This is a genomic window from Kordiimonas sp. SCSIO 12603, assembly GCF_024398035.1.
In the GTDB taxonomy this organism is placed as follows: Bacteria; Pseudomonadota; Alphaproteobacteria; order Sphingomonadales; family Kordiimonadaceae; genus Kordiimonas.
In genome coordinates this window covers 2,003,045-2,024,959 of the sequence record NZ_CP073748.1, presented here as the reverse complement: position 1 = coordinate 2,024,959, position 21,915 = coordinate 2,003,045, and the positions used below count along the sequence as shown (strand labels likewise).

General features: G+C 44.4%; 19 protein-coding genes. 10 read left to right on the top strand and 9 right to left on the bottom strand.

Annotated elements, in window-relative coordinates; translation table 11 throughout:
* Positions 1-4: 4 nt before the first annotated feature.
* On the bottom strand, positions 5-2,146 hold the full coding sequence (locus KFE96_RS09285; RefSeq protein ID WP_255832345.1) for a bifunctional (p)ppGpp synthetase/guanosine-3',5'-bis(diphosphate) 3'-pyrophosphohydrolase: 2,142 nt from the start codon (positions 2,144-2,146) through the stop codon (positions 5-7).
* Between the two features lie 142 nt (positions 2,147-2,288).
* Here KFE96_RS09285 and KFE96_RS09280 point away from each other — a divergent pair, with 142 nt between their 5' ends.
* The gene (locus KFE96_RS09280; protein ID WP_255832344.1) at positions 2,289-3,110 is read left to right on the top strand and encodes an SDR family oxidoreductase; all 822 of its coding nucleotides are present in this window, start codon (positions 2,289-2,291) and stop codon (positions 3,108-3,110) included.
* A gap of 67 nt (positions 3,111-3,177) precedes the next feature.
* Here KFE96_RS09280 and rpoZ read toward each other — a convergent pair whose 3' ends face one another.
* Both rpoZ and folK read right to left on the bottom strand, forming a co-directional pair.
* Positions 3,178-3,480 (bottom strand): DNA-directed RNA polymerase subunit omega, encoded by a 303-nt coding sequence (rpoZ, locus tag KFE96_RS09275; protein ID WP_304665213.1) that lies wholly within the window; start codon positions 3,478-3,480, stop codon positions 3,178-3,180.
* A 122-nt stretch (positions 3,481-3,602) separates the two neighbouring features.
* Positions 3,603-4,229, bottom strand: coding sequence for a 2-amino-4-hydroxy-6-hydroxymethyldihydropteridine diphosphokinase (gene folK / locus KFE96_RS09270; RefSeq protein WP_255832343.1), 627 nt, complete (start codon positions 4,227-4,229; stop codon positions 3,603-3,605).
* Between the two features lie 117 nt (positions 4,230-4,346).
* On the opposite strand from folK, the gene KFE96_RS09265 reads away from it, so the two are divergent.
* A complete protein-coding gene (locus tag KFE96_RS09265; RefSeq protein WP_247018250.1) occupies positions 4,347-4,925 on the top strand; it encodes an NYN domain-containing protein in 579 nt (192 codons plus the stop codon).
* Positions 4,926-4,992: 67 nt separating this feature from the next.
* Positions 4,993-5,628, top strand: a complete 636-nt coding sequence (locus KFE96_RS09260; RefSeq protein ID WP_255832342.1) for a uracil-DNA glycosylase — start codon at positions 4,993-4,995, stop codon at positions 5,626-5,628.
* A 53-nt stretch (positions 5,629-5,681) separates the two neighbouring features.
* On the opposite strand, the gene KFE96_RS09255 is transcribed toward KFE96_RS09260, so the two are convergent.
* Complete coding sequence (locus KFE96_RS09255; RefSeq protein WP_255832341.1) at positions 5,682-7,799, bottom strand: TonB-dependent siderophore receptor; 2,118 nt, start codon at positions 7,797-7,799, stop codon at positions 5,682-5,684.
* Between the two features lie 340 nt (positions 7,800-8,139).
* On the opposite strand from KFE96_RS09255, the gene KFE96_RS09250 reads away from it, so the two are divergent.
* On the top strand, positions 8,140-8,913 hold the full coding sequence (locus KFE96_RS09250; RefSeq protein WP_255832340.1) for a cyclic nucleotide-binding domain-containing protein: 774 nt from the start codon (positions 8,140-8,142) through the stop codon (positions 8,911-8,913).
* 1 nt (position 8,914) lies between these two features.
* On the opposite strand, the gene smpB is transcribed toward KFE96_RS09250, so the two are convergent.
* The 3 genes from smpB to KFE96_RS09235 all read right to left on the bottom strand — a co-directional run bounded on the left by smpB (position 8,915) and on the right by KFE96_RS09235 (position 11,083).
* Positions 8,915-9,400, bottom strand: coding sequence for an SsrA-binding protein SmpB (gene smpB / locus KFE96_RS09245; RefSeq protein ID WP_247018241.1), 486 nt, complete (start codon positions 9,398-9,400; stop codon positions 8,915-8,917).
* 6 nt (positions 9,401-9,406) lie between these two features.
* Positions 9,407-10,297 (bottom strand): 4-hydroxy-tetrahydrodipicolinate synthase, encoded by an 891-nt coding sequence (dapA, locus tag KFE96_RS09240; protein WP_255832339.1) that lies wholly within the window; start codon positions 10,295-10,297, stop codon positions 9,407-9,409.
* Positions 10,298-10,528: 231 nt separating this feature from the next.
* Complete coding sequence (locus tag KFE96_RS09235; RefSeq protein ID WP_255832338.1) at positions 10,529-11,083, bottom strand: hypothetical protein; 555 nt, start codon at positions 11,081-11,083, stop codon at positions 10,529-10,531.
* 194 nt (positions 11,084-11,277) lie between these two features.
* Here KFE96_RS09235 and KFE96_RS09230 point away from each other — a divergent pair, with 194 nt between their 5' ends.
* The 5 genes from KFE96_RS09230 to KFE96_RS09210 all read left to right on the top strand — a co-directional run bounded on the left by KFE96_RS09230 (position 11,278) and on the right by KFE96_RS09210 (position 18,759).
* On the top strand, positions 11,278-13,656 hold the full coding sequence (locus KFE96_RS09230) for a M1 family metallopeptidase (RefSeq protein ID WP_255832337.1): 2,379 nt from the start codon (positions 11,278-11,280) through the stop codon (positions 13,654-13,656).
* Between the two features lie 139 nt (positions 13,657-13,795).
* Positions 13,796-14,938: a GGDEF domain-containing protein gene (locus KFE96_RS09225; RefSeq protein ID WP_255832336.1), complete on the top strand. Its 1,143-nt coding sequence runs from the start codon at positions 13,796-13,798 to the stop codon at positions 14,936-14,938.
* 20 nt (positions 14,939-14,958) lie between these two features.
* Positions 14,959-15,468 (top strand): DUF6702 family protein, encoded by a 510-nt coding sequence (locus KFE96_RS09220; RefSeq protein WP_255832335.1) that lies wholly within the window; start codon positions 14,959-14,961, stop codon positions 15,466-15,468.
* Positions 15,469-15,541: 73 nt separating this feature from the next.
* A complete protein-coding gene (locus KFE96_RS09215; RefSeq protein ID WP_255832334.1) occupies positions 15,542-15,901 on the top strand; it encodes a hypothetical protein in 360 nt (119 codons plus the stop codon).
* A 170-nt stretch (positions 15,902-16,071) separates the two neighbouring features.
* On the top strand, positions 16,072-18,759 hold the full coding sequence (locus KFE96_RS09210) for a zinc-dependent metalloprotease (protein WP_255835594.1): 2,688 nt from the start codon (positions 16,072-16,074) through the stop codon (positions 18,757-18,759).
* 51 nt (positions 18,760-18,810) lie between these two features.
* Here KFE96_RS09210 and KFE96_RS09205 read toward each other — a convergent pair whose 3' ends face one another.
* Positions 18,811-19,089 (bottom strand): SEL1-like repeat protein, encoded by a 279-nt coding sequence (locus KFE96_RS09205; protein WP_247018225.1) that lies wholly within the window; start codon positions 19,087-19,089, stop codon positions 18,811-18,813.
* 164 nt (positions 19,090-19,253) lie between these two features.
* Positions 19,254-20,423, bottom strand: coding sequence for an ATP-binding protein (locus KFE96_RS09200; protein ID WP_255832333.1), 1,170 nt, complete (start codon positions 20,421-20,423; stop codon positions 19,254-19,256).
* Positions 20,424-20,556: 133 nt separating this feature from the next.
* Between KFE96_RS09200 and KFE96_RS09195 the strand changes: the two genes are divergently transcribed.
* Positions 20,557-21,819, top strand: coding sequence for a diguanylate cyclase (locus tag KFE96_RS09195; RefSeq protein WP_255832332.1), 1,263 nt, complete (start codon positions 20,557-20,559; stop codon positions 21,817-21,819).
* The last annotated feature ends 96 nt before the right edge of the window (positions 21,820-21,915 follow it).

Here is a 21,915-nt window from a genome sequence, read left to right as displayed (position 1 = left end):
CGAATTATCCCAAAACCCTGTCAACTCTACTGATTACACGGCTAACCCTTAAGGCCCGGGTGATATCATTCAAGTGTTTCACATCTTTCACTTCAATATCTATGATCATTACATAAAACTCGGGATCACGCTGTGGGATTTCAAGGTTTGAGACATTACCACCTGTCTTGGAAACTGTTGCAGCAATCGCTGCTAAAGCACCGCGTTCGTTCACCACTTCAAGGCGCAAACGGCCAGTGTAGAAGGCATCACTATCTTCTTCACCTTCTTCCCAGCGCAAGTCGAGCCACATTTCTGGCCGATCATCAAATTCTGTAAGTTTAGAGCAATCAATAGTATGAATTGCAGCACCCTGCCCCGGCACGCGAAGACCTACAATACGGTCACCTTTCACCGGATGGCAGCAAGAAGCAAGTTGAACTGCTGAACCTTGAGTAATCCCGGAAATAGGAATAGCACCATCATCCACCTGTTCCCAATCCTGGTGAACATTAGGAAGGCCCTCATTCCGAGCATCTTCCTTAAAGCCCGGGAAAGCGGCCCGCAAAATTTCTTCCTCAGAAAGTGTTCCTTGCCCGACAAGAGCAAAGAGCATATCAGCGTCAGACAAGTTAAGAACACTCGCCGCTTCTTCGATCACCCTACCTGAGAAATCAAGGCCGTTCCGGCGGCAAGCTTTCTCGATAAGTGTTTTCCCTAGCTGACTATATTCTTCATGTTGCTGGAAGCGCACATGCCTTCGAATAGCAGAACGAGCTTTACCTGTTACAACAAAACTATCCCACCGCGGCGATGGCGCTTGTCCTTTAGACGTCAAGATTTGAACCTGATCACCATTATCAAGCTGGTGACGAAGGGGCACCATACGGCCGTTTACCTTCGCGCCAACACAGTGATCTCCTACCTCGGTATGTACTGCATAAGCAAAATCCACAGTGGTAGAACCACGCGGCAACGGCACTAGTTCCCCCTTCGGGGTAAAGCAGAATACTTTATCCTGATACATCGCAAGTTTGGTGTGCTCCAGGAACTCCTCCGGGTCATGTGTATGATCAAGAATTTCAAGAAGTTCCCTAATCCAGCGATATTGAGAACCCTCAGCATTTTCAGCTTTCTGTTTATACTGCCAGTGCGCGGCAACCCCGATTTCCGCCTCTTCATGCATATCATGGGTACGAATTTGTACTTCAAGCTTGTTGTTATGTGGACCAATCACTGTTGTGTGGATCGAGCGGTAGAAATTCTGTTTCGGAAGCGAGATATAATCTTTAAAGCGCCCTAGTACCATTGGCCATTCACCGTGGACGATACCGAGAGTGCGGTAACAGGTAGAAACATCATCCACCATAATACGGAAGGCCATCACATCTGAAAGCTGCTCAAAGCTGATATTCTGTCGCTCCATTTTCCGCCAGATGGAATATGGGCGTTTGATACGGCCACTAACCTTGGCTTCAATACCATTTTCTTTAAGAAGTTCCGTTAGCGCTGCTACCATGTCAGCTTCAAGGTTAGGGCTTTCTTCTATAAGATAATGGAGCCGTGCATTGATGGATTCCATTGCCTCAGGGTCCATATGCGTAAAGGCAAGATGCTCAAGCTCATCTTTCAGCTCATGCATACCAATGCGTTCAGCAAGCGGTGCGTATATATCAAGCGTTTCTTTGGCAATTCGCTTGCGTTTCTCAATTTTCTTAATATGCCCCAGCGTACGCATATTGTGCATACGGTCAGCAAGTTTAACCAGAAGCACGCGGATATCATTCGACATCGCTAGAAGAAACTTCCTGAAGTTCTCCGCCTGCCGCATGCTTTCGGTCTGCATTTCAATTTTTGAGAGCTTGGTAACACCGTCCACCAGTTCAGCTACCTTGGGGCCAAAAAGCTCGTGGATTTCTTCGATGGTTGCAACTGTATCTTCCACCACATCATGGAGAAGTGCCGTAGCGATCGTATCACAATCCAGCTTCATATCCGTTAAGATACCAGCCACTTCAAGTGGGTGCGAAAAATACGGATCACCAGACGCCCTCGTCTGGCTACCATGAGCTTTCATCGCAAATACATAGGCACGGTTAAGGAGAGCCTCATCCACGTTTTTATCGTAGGCTCTTACAAGATCAACTAACTCAAACTGACGGATCACGCGGCAACCTTTACTCTTTTAATTCATCTAACTGATAGCAATACTCTTTTCGAGAAAGAATTTCAGCCCATTTATTATGCTATGGTAAAATTCATTAACAGTTACCGAAGAAGTGTGGGAAATTTTCAAGCGGAGGGACTTTATGTCTGAGCTCAAACCTCAAACAGGCATGCTCGAAGGGCAAGTGGCATTCATCACCGGCGGCGGCAGCGGCATCAACTTAGGCATTGCCAAAAACATGGCAGCAGCAGGTGCGAAAATAGCTATCTGTGGCCGCACTTTTGAAAAACTGGAAAAAGCGGCAGAAGAAATCAGAGAATACGGAGTGGATGTATTCCCAGTTGCAGCCGATGTACGCGATCTTGAAGCCATGGAAAAAGCTTTCGCAGAAACCAAAGCGACACTGGGAACTGTTTCAATTGTTGTGGCAGGTGCCGCCGGCAACTTTATGAGTAAGGTAGAAGACCTGAGCTATAATGGTTTTAAAACAGTTGTAGATATTGACCTGATCGGATCATTCAACACAGCAAAAGCAGCCCATGATCAGCTCAAGGAAACTAAAGGTTCCATCATCTTTATCTCGGCAGGACAATCGCTCGACGGTTACAGTCATCAAGCGCATGTATGTGCAGCCAAGGCTGGCATCGATAAACTTATGAAAACACTGGCTATTGAATGGGGTCCACAAGGTATTCGTTCAAACAGCATTATCCCCGGCCCTATTGACGGCACAGAGGGCATGAAACGCCTTAGCTCTCCAGAAACTCTTCCAATGCTTATACAAAGCGTACCTGCCCGCAGGCTAGGTAGCGTAAATGATATTGGCCAAGCAGCTGTATTCCTATCCTCAAATCTCGCAGGATATATCACAGGCGCCGTACTTCCTGTTTGTGGCGGGCAAACACTTGGCGGATCTGGCCTCTTTAACTTTGCGGCAGACCAGTTCCACAAGCCAGCAAAATAATCCAACAAATTTCAGGCAATAAAAAACCCGGCTCAAGGCCGGGTTTTCTTTAGATATGAACTCAGAATTACTCTGAAGCTGGAGCCTGATCTTCCATACCAGCCATAAGAATGGACATATCCACTTCTTCCGGCTCATCAGATTCAACAACTTTACGCATCCCGTGAATTACTGATTCTGTCAGGTCATTTGCCTGAATATGTTCATCAGCGATTTCACGCAGAGCAACAACTGCGTTTTTATCGTTATCACGCTCTACAAGGAGCGGTGCACCAGAAGAAATCTGGCGAGAACGCTGTGCTGCAGCGAGAACCAGATCAAAGCGGTTATCTACCTTGTCAACGCAATCCTCAACGGTAACGCGAGCCATTCACTATCTCCAAAATTCTTTAATTGTGGTGTGCGATCAAGCGCACGACCTCCATATAAGCGCCTGCTTATACATATACACACCTTCACTGTAAAGGAATGAATCCGCCTTTCAAAGGCTATTTATTGGTTTTCTTGCAGTTTCCGGATATGAGGCATTTGTTCCACAATCAAATCTGCCTTCATCATTTCTTTTACAGTCTGCCCAAGAACCGGATGTTTCCATTTCCCTGCAATCTCTGACAGAGGTGCCAATACAAAAGCTCTTTTATGCAACCGCGGATGCGGCACTACAGGTTCCGCCAGAATTGCCGCCGGATCAGCATCATTCACCACATCTTGCCACGCCTTGATATTCGGGAACACGCTATCGCCGTATGCCAGTATATCTATGTCAATAGTTCTCGCGCTCCACCGTTCAGCTGGCTGCCTCCCAAGCTTTACTTCAAGCTCCTTAATCAACCCTAACAGCACATCACACCTATGAGTGGTGTTCCCTATAACTGCAGCATTTATAAAATTAGGCTGCCCCGAAGCAGGCACCGGTTCTGTTTCAAAAAATGGAGAGACTGAAGTAATCTCAATATTCAGCTTCTGCATCAATTCTATACTTTCACGTACAGTTTGAAGCGGACTACGCTGACCGGAAGGCAAATTTCCACCAAGACCCAGTAATATTTTTACTTTTTCCGCCTTCACCAAAAATACCTTTTCAAGAACAGGCCTTTCACTTAACCATAATTTTACCAAAAGTTAACTGCCTGCAGTCAATATTAGTTTATGGTACATTTAACCGTAATGTGTAGTTACCTACACTATTTTGTACAATTATACTTCTGCGCGTATTTTTTTTGATAGGAACTCAAAATGTTGATTTATCCTGAAGAACGCATTGCGTTGTTTATAGACGGGGCTAACCTATATGCAACTGCTCGTGCCCTCGACATGGAAATAGACTATAAAAGTTTGCGTGAACATTTCTCCCAAAAGGGTCGATTGGTTCGCGCTTTTTATTATACGGCTATTTTGGAGGATCAGGAATATTCACCACTTCGTCCTCTTATTGATTGGCTTGATTATAATGGCTTCACGCTGGTTACCAAACCAGTGAAAGAATTCACTGATGAAAATGGTCGCCGTAAAATCAAAGGCAATATGGATATCGAAATTGCCGTAGATATGCTCAACATTTCAGAAAACCTTGATCATGTGATCCTGTTCTCTGGCGATGGTGACTTCCGCAGACTTCTGGAAGCTGTACAGCGCCGCGGTGTAAGAGCCACGGTTGTGAGCTCTAATAAAACACAGCCTTCCATGATTGCTGATGAGTTAAGACGCCAAGCTGACCAGTTCGTTGACCTGATTGACCTTAAGGACATGATTGGCCGCCCTGCATCAGGCCGTCCAGAAAATGATCCATGGGATTCAGAATTCGGGGAAGACTAAAACTCTTCCCTATTTGAAAGAAGGCGGCTTATGATAAGCCGCTTTTTTTATGCCTGTGAGATATACCATGCCTGAATTAATCGAACCCAAAAAACACTGTAATTCATGCCCTCGCCTAACCACCTTCAGGCAAGAAAATAGCAAACTATATCCAAATTATCACAATGGTGCTGTGAACAATATTGGCCCAATGGACGCCGAGATTATGATCCTGGGCCTTGCTCCAGGGCTTCAAGGCGCTAACAAATCAGGCAAACCCTTTATTGGTGATCAATCCGGGGACTTACTCTATGCCGCGCTAAGTAAACTTGGTTACACCAACGGCGAGTTTCATAACGGAAATAAATTCAAGCTAAATAGAGCCTTAGTCACAAATGCGGTGAGATGTGTCCCTCCACAGAACAAACCCACGGCTGCTGAAATCAACAATTGCCGCCCTTACCTTCTTTCACTGATTGATAACATGCCGAAGCTGAAAGTGATTTTTGCTTTAGGCAAGGTGGCGCATGATACGGCGCTTAGAACTTTTGGCCTTCAAGTGTCAGCACATAAGTTCATGCACGGTTGCGAATATAAATTGAGAGAGGGCCTATGGCTTGTCAGCAGTTATCATTGCTCGCGCTATAATCTGAACACTAAAGTGCTAACGGAAGAGATGTTTCTCAGCGCCCTTACCCAAGCCCAAAGATTATCAAGGCAATAAAAAAGGCCGGGAAACATCCCGGCCCTATTCATTCAATAACTAGAGCTTTAAGCCTAGAAACGACCCGTAATAGAGAAACGAGCGTTAAGCGGTGCGCCAACTGTAATGTTGTTTGCATTGTGTGAATTCGGGAAATATTCCGTATCAGTTAGGTTTTCCACATTCACCTGCAGACGCACACTGTCGTTTAGATCGTAATATGCCGCAGCATCAATACGAACAAAGCTTGGCAGTGTTACCGAGTTACCGTTATCTGAGAAGCTTTCGTCCTGGAATGTAAGACCAGCGCCAAGACCAAAACGCTCAGTTACCTGATAATTAGTCCACACGTTGATTGTGTGCTCAGGAAGTTCGCGTACGCGGTTGCCATTAGTTTGGTTACCTTCAAGATAGCTATAGCCTGCAGACACAAACCAATCTTCAGTAAGCTGGCCAAGCACTTGTACTTCAATACCGCGAATTTCACTCTCGATAATATCAAGCTGACCAGCATCCGCATCGGATACAACTGGTGATCTCTGCTCAACTTCAAACAAAGCAGCAGTGAAACTCAGGCCATCAGCGAAGTCCCACTTTAGACCAACTTCAATATTCTGGAATGTATCTGGGTCAAGCGCCTCTGTCGTCTGGTTAATATTAGCAAACTGCTCACCAGAACGTGGGAGGAAGCTCTCACTGAAGCTACCGTAAATCGAAATATTTTCCTGTGGCTTGAACACAAGGCCTAGACGTGGAGAGAATTCTGAATCTCTACGCTCACGAATTTCTCTTTCACCTGTATTGATGAATGTTTCAACATTATCAACGCGGATTTTGAAAGTATCGAAACGACCACCAATGATAAGGTCTAGCTTGTCAGAGATTTCAATCTGATCCTGAATATATAGAGAGAATACTTCAAGGTCAGCTTCAGTATCGTCGTTCAGATCAACTGAGAAATCATTTGTTGTTGTTTCGCCAGCAGCGTTTGTACCAACACCATTATTCAAGCTTAGAGGGCGTGTCGCGAGAAATGTTTCGCGATCATCCTGTGAGCCACTAAAGAATGAATTGAAACGGTCATTGTTGTTAACCGTATCAATATATTCAGCGCCAGCAAGAATAGTGTGACCGAAACCACCAAAATCAACTTCACCAATAAGGTTTGAAGACAGGATCAAATTCTTACGCTGTGTGGTGTCAACATAACCATCAAGTGTAACTTCATTTGATGCCGCATCGAACGCAACAGGGAAGAAGTTTGAATAAAGCTTGTCATAATCACCGTATGACGCACTAAAGTTACCCTTAAAGCTGTCATTGAACTGGTGCTCAACGCTGGCGCGGAAAACATGTGCATCAAGCGTTGTAGTATTAATGTCAGGATCACCAAATGTAATATCTACAAGCTCTTCAGCCGGGCGACCATTCACAGATGGAATACCGCGATCAATGAAACGCTCGTTATTGATATACTCGTATGAGAGGTTCACCGTTGTAGCTTCAGAAAGCTCTAGCTTCACAGTTGGATTAACACCGATACGTTCACCATCGAAGAAATCACGGTGGTTGTTTAGATCTTCATAATAAGCATTCAAACGGAATGCAGCTTTTTCGCTTACAGCAAGATTGTTATCTACTTGAAGGTCAAACGCGCCAAATGTGTTAATGCTTGCTTTGTAACCAAAGAAATCTTCACCGATAACACCCTTTTTAGTCACACGGTTTAGAACACCGCCTGTACCACCACGACCGAAAAGAAGTGCGTTAGGGCCACGAAGAATTTCAACCTGCTCAAGGTTATAGAAAGAGCGGTAATACTGAACATCATCGCGTACACCGTCGATATAGAAGTCCGCTGTTGAACGTACGCCACGGAAAACTACTGCATCACGGTGACCTTCACCTTGTGAACTGTTCACACCAGGAGTGTAAAGAACCAGATCGCTAACGCTTGTAAAGCCTTGGCGGATGATTTGATCGGCAGAAATGATTGAAAGGCTCTGCGGTACATCGATAATCGGTGTTGGTGTTTTAACAGCGTTAATCTTGTCTAGGGACAGATAACGGCCTTCAACAATGATTTCATCAATATCATCAGCGTTCTGCTGCGCAACTTCTGCAGCATTTACAGCAGTAGCACCGATAAGCAGTGCGGCAAGCGCTGTACCTGATTTAAGGTTGAAGTTCATAGTAACTCCTATGGGGAAAGAGTGGTTAACAAGTTATGGAGGCCGTCTAGCATTCCATATAATGATTTTGCAAATCACTCTTACCTAGAAACATGGAACTTGAGATCAATTCTCATTATCTGTTGCAAAAATGCATCGGACCGTTCCCGCAATAAAATCCCACGCCCTACACCATTAAGGAGAATAAAACTGGCAAATCATGCAAAGAAACAAAATATGAAGAATATAAGGAAATATCGTAATAGATTGAAACCATTGATTAATATCTCTATTCTATCATACAGCATTGTACATAAATGAATACCATTCCACGGTTGTCCATATATCTATGAGGAACAAAATGAGCGCTGAAAGTTCATTAGGTGAAGAACGTTTCTTCCAAAAAGGAGACACCATCTATCGGCAAGGTGCTGAAAGTGATGGTGTTTATATGATTATGGAAGGTCAGGTGGAAATCTGGCGGCAGGAAGGAGATGATGCTTACCATGTAGCCACTATTGGCGAAGGGGAATTACTAGGTGAAGTAAGCGCTATCAAACAACAGTCTCACTCCGTTACCGCAAAATCATCTGCTGATAGAACAACCACTCTCTTCATTGAGGCAAATGCCTTCAGGCGTAGCTTCTCTGACCCGCTCGTTCGCCATGTTGTGCACACCCTTGCAGCCCGTCTGAGGAACAGTTACAGCGTTGTACAAGCTATTCAGGCAGAGAGCGAACATCAAATACAGCACTTCAAAAGTGAATATCCCTCAATTGAAGGGCTTTCACGGCTCGTTGCAGATAAATTCCTTACCTATGTAGAACTTAAAGATTTCCCTTTTGGTGTTGGAAATATATCCTCAAAAATGCAGCATAGCCTCGTTGGTCCCTCAAGCCTGAAGGTGCCACTCCCCGGCATTCCCGAACTTAGCGATAATCACTTCGAAGTATTGCGAAGAGACGGAGGCTATATTGTCCGGGATATGGGTAGCCAACAAGGCACTATTGTGAATGGCAAAAGCATCAGCAAATACAGTGCATCAGCAACAGCTAAGCTACGCCCTGGAAAGAACGAAATTATATGTGGTAGAGCTGATAGCCCGGTAAGATTTGCGATAACCATTCCTGTTTAAATCAAGAATGGTCTTTCATTAAGCGGGCCTTCTGCCTGTTCCAATCACGCTGCTTTTCAGTTTCACGTTTATCATGAAGCTTCTTACCCTTGCCAAGGCCGAGCTCAAGCTTTGCCCTACCTTTCTCGTTAAACACGATACGGAGCGGTACAAGGGTCATGCCTTCACGTTGGATGGCACCACCAAGACGACTGATTTCGCGCTTATGCATCAAAAGCTTACGAGGACGGCGCGGTTGGTGATTAAAACGGTTACCGTGTGAAAATTCAGGGATATGTGCGTTAATCAGCCAAAGTTCGCCATTTTTTTCTTCAGCATAACTTTCACGAATATTGGCTTCGCCACTTCGCAGTGATTTAATCTCGGTACCAGTGAGCACAATGCCCGCCTCAAATTCATCCTGAATACTATAAAGGTGACGGGCTTTACGGTTATCTGCAGCTATACGGCTTGGGGCTTTATCTTTTTTCTTCTTTTTTGCAGCCACGTTTACTTATCCAAAATCAACAGTTTCCAGTTCTAGATCTTCCACAGCTTTACGGATAGCAGTCTTTGCTTCATCAGAAACTGGCAAGATCGGCATACGAACTGTAGCACCACATGTGCCAATGAGCGAGCCTGCATATTTTGCAGGCGCCGGACTTGGTTCCATAAACATTGCACGGTGAAGAGGCAAGAGCTTATCTTGTAACTCTAACGCTTTCGCAAAATTACCAGCTAGTGTTGCTTCTTGGAATTCAGAGCACAGTTTTGGGGCAACATTAGAAGAAACACTAATGCTACCAACGCCGCCCATTGCATTAAAACCAAGTGCCGACGAATCATCACCAGACAGTTGAACAAACTCAGGGCCCATTGCAGCGCGTTGATCTGCGCAGCGGTTCATATCACCTGTCGCATCTTTCACACCGACAATACGTGGCAGTTCAAATAAACGCGCCATTGTTTCAACAGACATATCAACCACAGAACGACCCGGAATATTATAAATGATAACCGGTAAATCAGCAGCATCATGAATGGCCTTAAAGTGCTGATAAAGCCCTTCTTGGCTTGGCTTGTTATAATAAGGCGTTACGATCAAAGCCGCATCCGCCCCAACCTTTTCAGCGTGCTGAATAAAGCCCACCGCTTCAACGGTATTATTAGAACCTGCTCCCGCGATAACTGGCACGCGCTTATCTGCGGCTTCCACACAAAGCTGAACAACGAGCTTATGTTCTTCGTGCGTAAGTGTCGGGCTTTCCCCTGTTGTGCCTACAGGCACCAAACCATGTGTTCCTTGTTTTATCTGCCAGTCCACGAATTTCTGGAAAACAGAAGTATCAACACTGCTGTCATCTTTCATTGGTGTAATTAGCGCTGTGATAGAACCTTTAAACATGGTGAATGCCCTATATATTTCAGAATTTCGCGGCACACTAACGCTCGCCTCACAAAAGGGCAAGTCTCAGAAGCCATTGAACACCATCTGTTGATCAATAATTTCTTACGCACCAACTAATAATTCTGAAGCAAGGCAAAGATTGGGCAGTAATTTTGCTAAAAGAAACGCCTGAAGGCAAAGTTAAGGGGGCTTCGGGCGTTTCAGGCACATCGGGCTAAAAGCGAGGGTTTAGCCGTGATGTTTTCTCTTATGCTTTTTGTGGCGTTTCTTCATGAATTTAGCTTTCGCTTCTTTCGCTTCAGCCATTGTCACTGATCCATCACCGTTACCATCCATACGTTTGAACATATGGATCATACGTGAACCAAATTCTTCTACAGACAAACGCTCATCACCATCATGATCATGGCGCGCCATAAATTTCATGCGGGTCGGTTTCCAGTCATGCATTTTCTTCATGAAAGCATCTGTATCTTCCACACCTTTTTCTTTAAGGCGCATTTCCATTTTCGCTTTTTTCTTTTCAAGCTTTTTGGACCGTTTTTCGCCCATAGGCATTTCTTTTGGAAGTTCATCAAGAACAATAAAGCCATCACCGTTCTTATCAAACTCGGCAAACTTGCTTTGCACCTGTGCCATCATTTCCGTGTGAGACACTGCACCATCGCCGTTAGTGTCAGCCTTTTTAAAACGTTCCCCATATCCCTCTGCGGTGGCTGCAGTACCTGCAAAGCCGAACGCAACGGCCATAAGAGACATTTTCAATACTGTCTTGCTTTTCATTATTATCCTCCGTCGTGACCATTTCATTGGTTTTGATGTTAATTACATCTCAGATACGAAAAGCTCTTTTGCTCCCCTTCGAAAAAAATAAAAAAAACTGTTAGAAGGTAACTTGCCTATCAGACTGACCCATCCTACTCTCGCCCCTAACTTAGAAAAGTTTCACACAAATAAAACACCTTGGGGAGAAACACATGCGTATTTGGGGCTTAATGTTAGCCGCATGTATTGCTTTGCCCGCGACAGCGCAGGTTGAGCAAACTAAAGGCAACTTTGTCGATAAATTCCGTCAGCTTGAGGAACAGTTACCAACACCAAATGTGTACCGCACAGGTTCTGGTGCACCTGGTCACGAATACTGGCAGCAGCAAGTAGATTATAAAATCAAAGTGTCGCTGGACGAAAAAAAGCGCACAATCACTGGCTCAGAGAATATTAAATATATTAATAACTCTCCTGATACGCTCACCTATCTCTGGCTTCAGATGGATCAGAATAAGTTCTCAAAACACTCTGATGCTTTTGAGACAATGACCCAAAGCGACCGTGCCAAAAAACGCCTAAGCTATTATGCGATGGATTATATTGCGCGAACCAAAGGTACAGACTGGGGTTTTCATCTCACAAAGGTGGAATCAAAAGGCAAGAAACTCGATTACGTGGTCAATGACACCATGATGCGTATTGACCTGCCTAAGCCTTTAGCACCGGGCGCTAGCATCGAGTTTGATATCGACTGGTGGTATCATATCCCTGAAGCTAAAAAGATGGGTGCACGGGGCGGTTTCGAACCTTATGAACGTCATGGCAATGATGTTTATTTCATCGCACAATGGTTCCCTCGTCTCGCGGCATACACTGACCTTGCGGGTTGGGAACACAAACAATTCCTGGGCACAGGCGAATTCACACTTGAGTTCGGCGATTATGACGTGGAAATCACTGTTCCTGCTGATCACATCGTTGGTTCAACCGGAGAACTGCAAAACGCCAAGCAAGTTCTAACAAAAGAACAGCGCGAACGCTTTGAAGCAGCTAAAACCGCCGAGCGCCCTGTTTTCATCGTGAACCGTGAAGAAGCGCTGGAGAATGAAAAAGAAGGCACAGACAATACGAAAACATGGCGTTTTAAAGCCGAAAACGTTCGTGATTTTGCCTTCGCATCTTCTCGTAAATTCGTATGGGACGCGTGGGGCGTGAAAATGCCTGAGTCTGACCGCACGGTTCTTGCGATGTCACTTTACCCAGAAGAAGCAATGCCACTTTGGGATAAATACTCCACACAGTCAATTGCTCACACGCTGGAAACATACAGCCGTTATTCAATTGAATATCCGTACCCTGTTGCCTGGTCAGTAAACGGCCCGATCGGTGGCGGTATGGAATACCCAATGATCACATCAAACGGCCCACGCCCAACCATCACCAAAAATAAAGACGGTGAAGAAGAGCGTACATATAGCCGCCGCGCAAAATACGGCCTAATCTCCGTGATTATCCACGAAATTGGCCATGTATATTTCCCAATGGTTATCAACTCTGATGAGCGTAACTGGGCTTGGATGGATGAAGGCTTGAACAGCTTCCTACAATCACGAGCAGAACGCGAATGGCAAGAATACTATCCATCTCGTTACAGCCATCCTCGTGCAGCTATTCCCTATATGCAGAGCGAAAACCAAACGCCTATCATGACCCAGTCTGATAGCATCCTTGGATACTTCCCTAATGCCTATATCAAACCAGCTGTTGCACTGAATGTTCTCCGCGAAACCGTGATGGGTAGAGAGCTGTTTGACTTTGCCTTTAAAGAATATTCAAAACGTTGGGCCTTTAAGCGCCCTTATCCAGCTGATTTCTTCCGCACCATGGAAGATGCTTCAGCACAGGATCTAGACTGGTTCTGGCGCGGTTGGTTCTATTCTACGGACCACGTGGACATTGCCATCACAGGCCTGACACATGCACGCCTGGCGCAAAACCCTGAAACCGAAGCGCAGATTAAACGAGAGAAAGAACTTTCAGACCGTGATTATATTGCAGAGCTTCGCAATCAGGCTGAAGGCATCAACACACGCGTGAATAAATTCCCTGAGCTACTTGATTTCTACAATGAGTACGATCAGTTCACCGTGACGGATAGCCAGAAAAAAGGCTATGAGCGCAAGCTTAAGGGCCTTAAAGACTGGGAGCGTGAGCTTCTTCAGCATGGCCATGAGATCTATTTCATTGATTTTGAAAACATTGGTGGTCTCGTGATGCCTCTCGTCCTCGCTATTGAATATACAGACGGCTCTACCGAAGAACTTCGTATACCGGCTGAGATCTGGCGTAAAAATGCCAAGAACGCCACAAAGATGCTGGTACGTGACAAAGAGATCAAAAATATCGTTCTTGATCCACACCATGAATTAGCAGATGTGGAAAAAGCTAATAACTATTGGCCTGAACGCGCTATGGAAAGCCGTGTTGAAATGTTCAAAGGCTCCGCGCGTAAGAACCTTATGCAGCGCGTGCTTGCCGATAAAAAGCGAGCAGAAAAAGCAGCCAAGGCAGAAGCCGACAAGAACTAATAATTCTAGTTTAAATTGGATAAAGAGGGGTTTAGGCCCCTCTTTTTTGTTATTAACAGAATAACAATAGACTCAACAGTATATTGAGACTAACGTAGCCTCGTTTTGGGGTATAGCTTTACAATAAGAGCAGTTTGTTTTGCGTAAAGAATATAGGGTAAATATCTTTATATCGGTTCTCGCGTTAGTGCTTCTGTTGAGTGCTCTTGTCCCCGATATTTCCAGTGAGCTTAGAGAATGCTTGTTGATAGCCAGCGGCGTTCTACTTGTAGTTGGCATATCTGTGTTTTTTATACAGAAAGCTCCAACCAGCATGGAAGCTTCGCCAACCTGGCATCTTAATCCTGATGATTTAGATGAAGCAATATTACTTACAGATCTGAATGGTGTGATTATCACTTGCAACACCGCGGCACGTGAACTCATCGAATTTTGCCCTAAATGCAAAAACGTGAAGGAACTTTTCGGGAAATGGCATGAACTGGCAACCAATGCCTCTCAAGCAAATGATGTAATAGATGCCGTGCTTTCGGCACCAGATCTGCAATTCACAGATACAGTATTTCTTGAAGACAACGTAACTGTAGAAAGATCAACAAAACCACTTGAAAACCAGCAGGTCAGAATATGGACGCTGCGTGATGTTTCTCAAATGCATATGGCTCAAAATGATAAGGCAATGCATACCACCCTGCTTGCTGAAGATGCCGCCAGAAATGCCGAACTGGCAGAACAGCTATTTCATGCCAAGGCAGAGCTTGAGGAAAAACAGGCAGAGTTAACACGCCTTGCCAATACAGACTCCCTCACCGGCCTTTGGAACCGCCGCCGATTTACTTCCATGGGTGAAGAAACCATTCAGGCCACTCAAACCAATAGTATTTGGGTGCTCATGATGGATATTGATTATTTCAAACGCATAAATGACACATATGGGCACGCAGCCGGTGATGTCGCGATTAGAGACTTTGCAAACATTGCTACCTCTACAATTGGAGAGGCTGGCTTTGTAGGTCGTATGGGTGGGGAAGAATTCGCAGCAATCCTGCCTGATACAGAAATTAACGATGCTATTCGTATGGCGGAAACTGTTCGTAAAAATGTGGCTGACAACAGAACCATCAGCGAAAATGAAAAACTCCGTTTTACATGCAGTATTGGAGTTGCTCAATGGAACCAAGGTGAAATCACCATTGAAGCAGCTCTGGACCGCGCGGATCAGGCGCTATATAGCGCAAAATCATTTGGCAGAAACCGTGTTGTAGGGTACGAACTCAGCTAAGTTGACTTCGGGAGAATACCATGCGGCCGATTTTAGTTTCATTATTTAGCATCATCTTTTTGCTTTTTGGGACTCAGCCTGCCACTCCTCATAATGTCTATACTTCCTTCACTCGCATAGACTGGAATGCCAGAGACAACTCTATAGAAGTTGTGTTTGAAATCTTCTCTCATGAACTGGAAGCTAAGCTTTCAGTCATGGCTGATCGGCGTATGACCTTCCTCGACGACAATGACTATGAAGCTCTCTCTGCAGCTATCCCTTCTTATATTGAGGAAAACTTACTTATCTTAGGTGATGGCAAAGTAGTTCCACTCAGCTATCTAGGTTTTGAGATGCAAGATCAAATGATTTACATGTATTTGGAAGCCGACCTTCCAGAAGCCCCTAAAAAAATCTCAGTAATGAATGCTGTTTTGCTAGATGATCTGCCGGGACAAACCAATACGGTAATGGCTGTGGTAAACGGTGACAAACAAACAGACGACATCCGCGAAGGTACCGGCCCAGTAACATTTGAGTTTAATTAGTATTTATCCACTTGCCTGCCACATTTATGAGCTTTAGTGTTTATTAAGCGAACGACACCGAATGGATAAAGATATGTCTTTGATAAGAAAAACAATAATCACATCCCTCCTAACAGTGACTGTTGCAACTACAGCGGCTGCAAATGCGCAAAGCGCTTCTAAAAAGCAAGAAGACACTATTTTAAATTACGCTCGTAACAACGGTGTTGTTGCTGGTGGTGCGAAATATTGCAAAGTGGCAGATGATCTTCTTGAAGAATATATTGCTAAAACAAACGCTCAAATTGCCTTTCTGGCCAGAGACGATTATCAGAAGGTTCTTGGTCGGCTAGAGTTCAAAAACACAATGACCGCCGCCACTGTTAAAAAGCCTAAAACATCATGCGATGATATCATTGAGCGTTTTAAAACGATCCTCCGGGAATCTCGTTAATCTACTATTATTTCCATCAAATGCGTTCAAATGTTCATTCTGCGCGTTAAAGCGTGCGGCGAAGCATTGACTATGTCTGCTACACTGTACCAATGTGCAAGCTTGGGCATCTATAACTATAACTAACGGCCGAGCGAGGCCTTCAACAAGGAGAAAACACGGTGATTAAAATGGAACTTAAGTTTCGTCACCTGCTAGCTGGTGTAGCGCTGGGGGCGCTTACAGTAACTGGCGCACCTGCGATCGCTCAGGATGATAAACCAGCGAAACCTGCTGCTGAAAAAAAGCAGGAAGAAGCTGACACAAAAGATAAAGCGAAAGCAGATAAAAAAGACGGCGACAAAGACGCTGATAAGAAAAAAAAGAAGAAGAAAAAAGATAAAACCATCAAAGACCTTGTGAAAGATCACGAGGAAATGGATGGCCTGTTCAAGCTTTACCGCGATAAAAAAACAGGCAAAATGATGATGGAAATTTCCGAAGACCAAATCGGAAAAGATTTCATCTACTTCTCTCATATTGAAAACGGTGTTGTTGAAGGCGGCCATTTCCGCGGCCAATACCGCCAGCAAAAAGTATTCAAGCTTAACAAGCACTTCGATAAAATCGAGTTTGTTCAGCAAAACCCATTCTTCTATTTTGATCAGGATAATGCACTCGCTCGTGCGGAAGACGCAAACATCAGCCCTTCCATTATTGCTGTAAGCAAAATTAAAGCAAAGAACGCTAAAGAAGATCAGGAAGAAAACGGCGTACGTTACCTGATTGATGCTGATGAACTCTTTAAAACAGAAGCATTTGATCGCCTCAAGCCTCGTGGTAACCCACGTGTTAAACCTTGGGAGCAATTTAGCCTTGGTAAAGTTTCTAAGGCGAAAACACGTATTTCTGACGTAAACAACTACCCGGAAAACACAGCAGTTACAGTTGATTATGTATTCTCAAACCCAGCTCCAGCAAATGGCGGAAACGGTTTTGAAATTACAGACGCACGTAACGTGAATGTTCGCATGCAGCACACACTGCTTGCTATGCCCGAAAATGACTTCAAACCTCGCATGGATGATGCACGCGTTGGTTACTTCCTCGATTATGTAAACGATATGACATCTCACTCTGCAACCCCGTGGCGCGATATGATCAACCGTTGGCATCTTGTGAAGAAAGATCCAAATGCAGCAGTTTCAGAGCCAGTAGAACCAATTGTTTGGTGGATGGAAAACACAACTCCAGTTGAACTTCGTCCAACAATCAAAAAAGCTGTTGAAGCATGGAACATTGCCTTCGAACAAGCCGGCTTCAAAAACGCCGTTGTTGTGAAGCAACAGCCAGATGATGCGGATTGGGATGCAGGCGATATTCGCTATAACGTGCTGCGCTGGACATCAAGTCCAACACCACCATTTGGCGGCTATGGCCCAAGCTTCACAAACCCATATACAGGCCAAATCCTTGGCGCTGATATCATGCTTGAATATAGCTTCATCACAAACCGCCTACGTTCAAGTAACGTATTTGAAGATGCAGGTGTAGCTATTCATGAAGAGCATGACGATGAAACAGCAAGCTTTATGGATCGCCTCCGCGCCCACGAAGCAAACTGTAATATGGCAGGCCAGATCCAGCTAAATAATATGGTAGGTAAAGCCCTTTCTCTTGCGCAAGGCCGTGATGAAGCAACAACACGCCGTCTTGTTGAAGAATCCATTTACTACCTAATGCTTCATGAAGTTGGTCACACTCTTGGCCTGAACCACAATATGAAAGCAACACAAGCGCGTTCATATGAAACAACATATGATATGGATGCTCAAGGAAACGGCCTTGCCGGTTCTGTAATGGATTATCCTGCTATTAACTTTGCACCAAAAGGCAAAGAGCAGGCGCATTATTACACCATCCGTCCTGGCGATTATGATATCTGGGCTATTCAGTTTGGTTATTCACCAGACATGGAAGACCCTGAAACTCGTAAGGCACACCTCGCTCGTTCGAATGAAAAAGGCCTAGCCTTTGGTAACGATGCAGATGATATGCGTGCACCAGGCCGTGGTATCGATCCTCGCGTTAACATCTTTGATATGACAGATGATGCTGTTCGTTTTGCTGAAGACCGTCTGAAGATGAACAAGGAAGCGCTTAAGTCTTTGCGCCAGAAGTTCACTAAAGAAGGCCAAAGCTATCAGGAACTACGCGATGCATACGCTGTTGTAACAGGCGATATGTATAGCCACGGTAACATTGCATCTCGCTATATTGGTGGTGTGTATGTAGACCGTTCTGTTGCTGGCCAGCCAGGTGCTACAGCGCCTTACCGCCCTGTTGAAGAAGAAAAGCAGCGTAAAGCAATGAAGCTTCTTGCTGATTATATCTTCTCTCCAGATGCATTTGAAGCAAGCAGTGACCTGTTGCAACACGTTGGTATTCAGCGTCGTGGTTTCTTCCACTTTGGTGGTGAAGATCCACGCGTTCATAACCGCGTAGGTCGCTTCCAGGGCATTATCCTGTCGCATCTGCTACATCCAAATACACTCCAGCGTATTAGCGATAGCGCTCTATACGGCAACACATACTCAATCACAGAAGTAATGGATGATCTGACATCTGCTATCTTCGATGCTGATAGCCGCGGTGCCGTAAATACACTACGTCAACAGCTTCAGTTGCATTATGTGAACCGTTTGATCGGTATCATGAATGCTGGCAACTATGATTATGTGGCCAAATCAAACGCCCTAGCCAACCTCAAGAAAATTGAGAAAAATATGGCGCGCTGGCGTGGTGATGCAGCAACAAGAGCACACCGTGATCATGTTGCCTTCATTATTGCAAAAGCACTGGATGTAACTGAAGGTTAATTTCCTTCAAACCAGAACATTTAAGAGGCGGTTCAATTGAGCCGCCTTTTTTTAATGAACTTCCAACCACTCACGTGCCTGCTTAAGCGCCTTAACAAGGTCTCTGCGGCTCATTTCATGAGCAAGCTCTTCACGATCAACCTTTGCTCGGTTAACGCCCCGTTCCGCAGCCAAATTAAACCATTTATGCGCAGCTACATAATCCCGATCAACTCCTTGCCCCGTAGAATAAAGAAGTCCCAAATCATAAAGCGCTTCCGCTCTACCATCTTCAGCGGCGGCCAAACGGTCAGCTACATAATCATATAAATCCCTGTCTTTTTGTCCCATATCATCCTCCAACAGCCAATTTTCTCGTGCAGCGCAAAGCTTGCACAAGGTCCCTTCCGGCTTGTTCAATACATATGATGAGAGGATTTTATTATAGGGCAATTGCCACTTTTGTACTTTACTGTAGCAAAGATATTAGGATTCACGAAGAATTTTTAGGCCAACTACAGTGCAAGTGTAACCACATTTTCATGGGAACAACGGTGCGGTGGCAAAATGATTGAAGCTTTTGTTCCCTTCCCCATGCGGCTTTTTAGTTCAAAGTAGCCTCCATGTGCCTCTGCAAAAGCTTTCACCAAGGAAAGCCCTAAACCGCTTCCTTCAAATCTTCGATTATGACCACTTTCAACCTGCACGAAGGGTTCCATAACCTTATTGAGGCTCTCAGGATCCATACCCGGACCATTATCAATGACCGAGATTTTAACTCCTGAGTTCGGCAAGATATTATATTCTAGGCGAACGGTAGCATTATCTGGCGAGAATTTAATGGCATTGGAAACCAAATTGATAACCGCCTGCCTGAAGACCTGAATATCAATCAATAATTCGTCTTTGTTATTGAACCCAGATGATGTCAGTGAAATTTTCTTAGTCCAGGCCATACCTTCCATAATACGCATTACCTGATCAGAAATTTCATCTGGTGAATAATAATCCTCACTCAATTGGAAAGCGCCTGCTTCAAGTTTTGACATATCAAGGATAGAGTTAATAACACCTAGCAAGTGTTTACCGCTGTGATGAATATCCTGAATATACCCTCTTACATCCGCTGAATTTTCTTCCTCTTTAGGCTTCCCCATAATCAATTCAGAGAACCCGATAATAGCGTTCAGTGGTGTTCGAAGTTCATGGCTCATATTGGCAAGAAATCTTGCTTTTGCTTGGGCAGCGCTTTCAGCCTTCATCTGAGCAAGCTCCAGCGCCATCATACGTTCTTCAGCACGTGCCATATTAGCCTTTAAAAGCTCTGCTGCTGTCCCGATCCCTTTATAAAAGCTATTTTCAGTGATGATAAAACCGTCACGCAAAGCGCTTTCATCCTCCACCATCATCTTATTAAGGATATCTAAGGTGAAAGTATCCTCCACAATCACAGGATTCGGATCCATTAGTACTGAAACAGGTTTGGCTTCAAAAAGTGGACGGCCAAAACGGTCTGCCAGTTTGGAAAGGAAATCAACACGTTTTAGCAGGCCAACAGGCATTCCTTTATCAACAACAGGAATAGCAACTAATTCCTCATCTGCGCAAAACCTATCATAAGCTACGCCGCAAAGCTCCGCCTGCGAAACTGGTTTAACTGCAAAAGAAATCAACGTATTGGCCATACACACTCAACCCCATTATACCGATGATAACTTTAAACAAATATGTTACCTATTGATTACACTCGCCTTTTTATACTTTATTAAAGGAATGCGATTACCTTCCTAATTGTACAAAATAAAATCAGAGGTCAATGTGCCCGTAACGCCCGCAAAACGTATTTTATTGGTTGAAGATTCCAAGTTTTATGCTGCAGTTATGCAGCAACAACTGACGAGTTTGGAAAATGTAGAAGTTGATCATGTTGTTACGTACGCAGAAACCAAAGCTAAGCTTGCTGATGGTTCAACTTCGTATGACCTGGCTCTTGTAGATCTGAATTTGCCTGACGCCACGCAAGGCGAAAGTGTTGATTTCACCATTCAGCATGATATCCCGACCATTGTATTTTCTGGCCAATATGACAGTGACTTGAAGTCCCGGCTCTTTCAGAAAGGTATTCTGGACTATGTGGTAAAAGACAGCCCTGTTGCGGTGAATTACCTATTGGATGTCGTTACCAACTTCCTGTCACCCAACAAACATAAAATTTTGATAGCAAACGCAAACAAACGCGAACGGCAAAAACAAATACAAACACTTACTGCTCTGAAAATGTCTGTATGGGTATGTGACAGCATCAAAGAAACAGAACAAGTTCTTGAAAAACAAGACGACATCAACTTGGTTCTTGCAGGTGAGGAACTATCGGATGGCTCCGGCATTCAGCTAGTGACCGCACTCAGAAAACAATTTGATTTTGCTAAAGTTGCAATACTAACCATTTTGGATGAACATACTAATAATGCTGCTCAGTATCTGAGGTATGGTGCCAATGATTTTTTACGCACACCTTTTTCACCGGAAGAATTTCAATGCCGCCTTGCCAGCCTTTTCAAGATTCAAGATCAAATTAAAACGCTTGAGTATGCCGCGACCAGAGATTTTTTAACTGGCATGCTTAACCGCCGAGCTTTTTTTGAAAGTGCAGAGCCCATGCTCGCACTTTCTAACCGAGAAAATAATTCGCTAGCGCTTGCTATCATTGACATAGATTTTTTCAAAAAGATCAACGACACTTACGGTCATGACATAGGTGATGTAGCTCTAAAGAAAATGGCTCAGGCCCTTGAAGGAATTATCAGAAAATCTGATGTTGCAGCTCGTTTCGGCGGTGAGGAGTTCTGTCTTTTACTGCCTAACCTAACCACAGAAGCAGCCCCAGAATTCTTCCTTCGTCTCCAAGCCGCTATTAAAAGCATCGCCATTGAAACAGAGCAAGGTGTCGTTTCTTTTACCGCTAGCTTTGGTGTGTGTTTTGAGCGCAATCTGTCAATAGATGATATGATTAAAAAAGCTGATGAAGCTCTCTATCAAGCAAAAGAAAATGGCAGAGACCAATATATCATCGCTTCCTAGAATTCTATTCAAGTCCCGTTCAGCTTTGTTCCTTTAAATTGCTAAAAATTGCCATCTTCCCGCCGTTATTGGCAGGCAAATAGTATGGAAACAAAA

What these genes read in the sequence shown, in the direction of transcription:
- KFE96_RS09280 (WP_255832344.1), top strand. Translation starts at nt 2,289, where the DNA reads ATGTCTGAGCTCAAACCTCAAACAGGCATGCTCGAAGGGCAAGTGGCA.
- rpoZ (WP_304665213.1), bottom strand. Translation starts at nt 3,480, where the DNA reads ATGGCTCGCGTTACCGTTGAGGATTGCGTTGACAAGGTAGATAACCGC.
- KFE96_RS09265 (WP_247018250.1), top strand. Translation starts at nt 4,347, where the DNA reads ATGTTGATTTATCCTGAAGAACGCATTGCGTTGTTTATAGACGGGGCT.
- KFE96_RS09260 (WP_255832342.1), top strand. Translation starts at nt 4,993, where the DNA reads ATGCCTGAATTAATCGAACCCAAAAAACACTGTAATTCATGCCCTCGC.
- KFE96_RS09255 (WP_255832341.1), bottom strand. Translation starts at nt 7,799, where the DNA reads ATGAACTTCAACCTTAAATCAGGTACAGCGCTTGCCGCACTGCTTATC.
- KFE96_RS09250 (WP_255832340.1), top strand. Translation starts at nt 8,140, where the DNA reads ATGAGCGCTGAAAGTTCATTAGGTGAAGAACGTTTCTTCCAAAAAGGA.
- dapA (WP_255832339.1), bottom strand. Translation starts at nt 10,297, where the DNA reads ATGTTTAAAGGTTCTATCACAGCGCTAATTACACCAATGAAAGATGAC.
- KFE96_RS09235 (WP_255832338.1), bottom strand. Translation starts at nt 11,083, where the DNA reads ATGAAAAGCAAGACAGTATTGAAAATGTCTCTTATGGCCGTTGCGTTC.
- KFE96_RS09230 (WP_255832337.1), top strand. Translation starts at nt 11,278, where the DNA reads ATGCGTATTTGGGGCTTAATGTTAGCCGCATGTATTGCTTTGCCCGCG.
- KFE96_RS09220 (WP_255832335.1), top strand. Translation starts at nt 14,959, where the DNA reads ATGCGGCCGATTTTAGTTTCATTATTTAGCATCATCTTTTTGCTTTTT.
- KFE96_RS09215 (WP_255832334.1), top strand. Translation starts at nt 15,542, where the DNA reads ATGTCTTTGATAAGAAAAACAATAATCACATCCCTCCTAACAGTGACT.
- KFE96_RS09210 (WP_255835594.1), top strand. Translation starts at nt 16,072, where the DNA reads ATGGAACTTAAGTTTCGTCACCTGCTAGCTGGTGTAGCGCTGGGGGCG.
- KFE96_RS09205 (WP_247018225.1), bottom strand. Translation starts at nt 19,089, where the DNA reads ATGGGACAAAAAGACAGGGATTTATATGATTATGTAGCTGACCGTTTG.
- KFE96_RS09200 (WP_255832333.1), bottom strand. Translation starts at nt 20,423, where the DNA reads ATGGCCAATACGTTGATTTCTTTTGCAGTTAAACCAGTTTCGCAGGCG.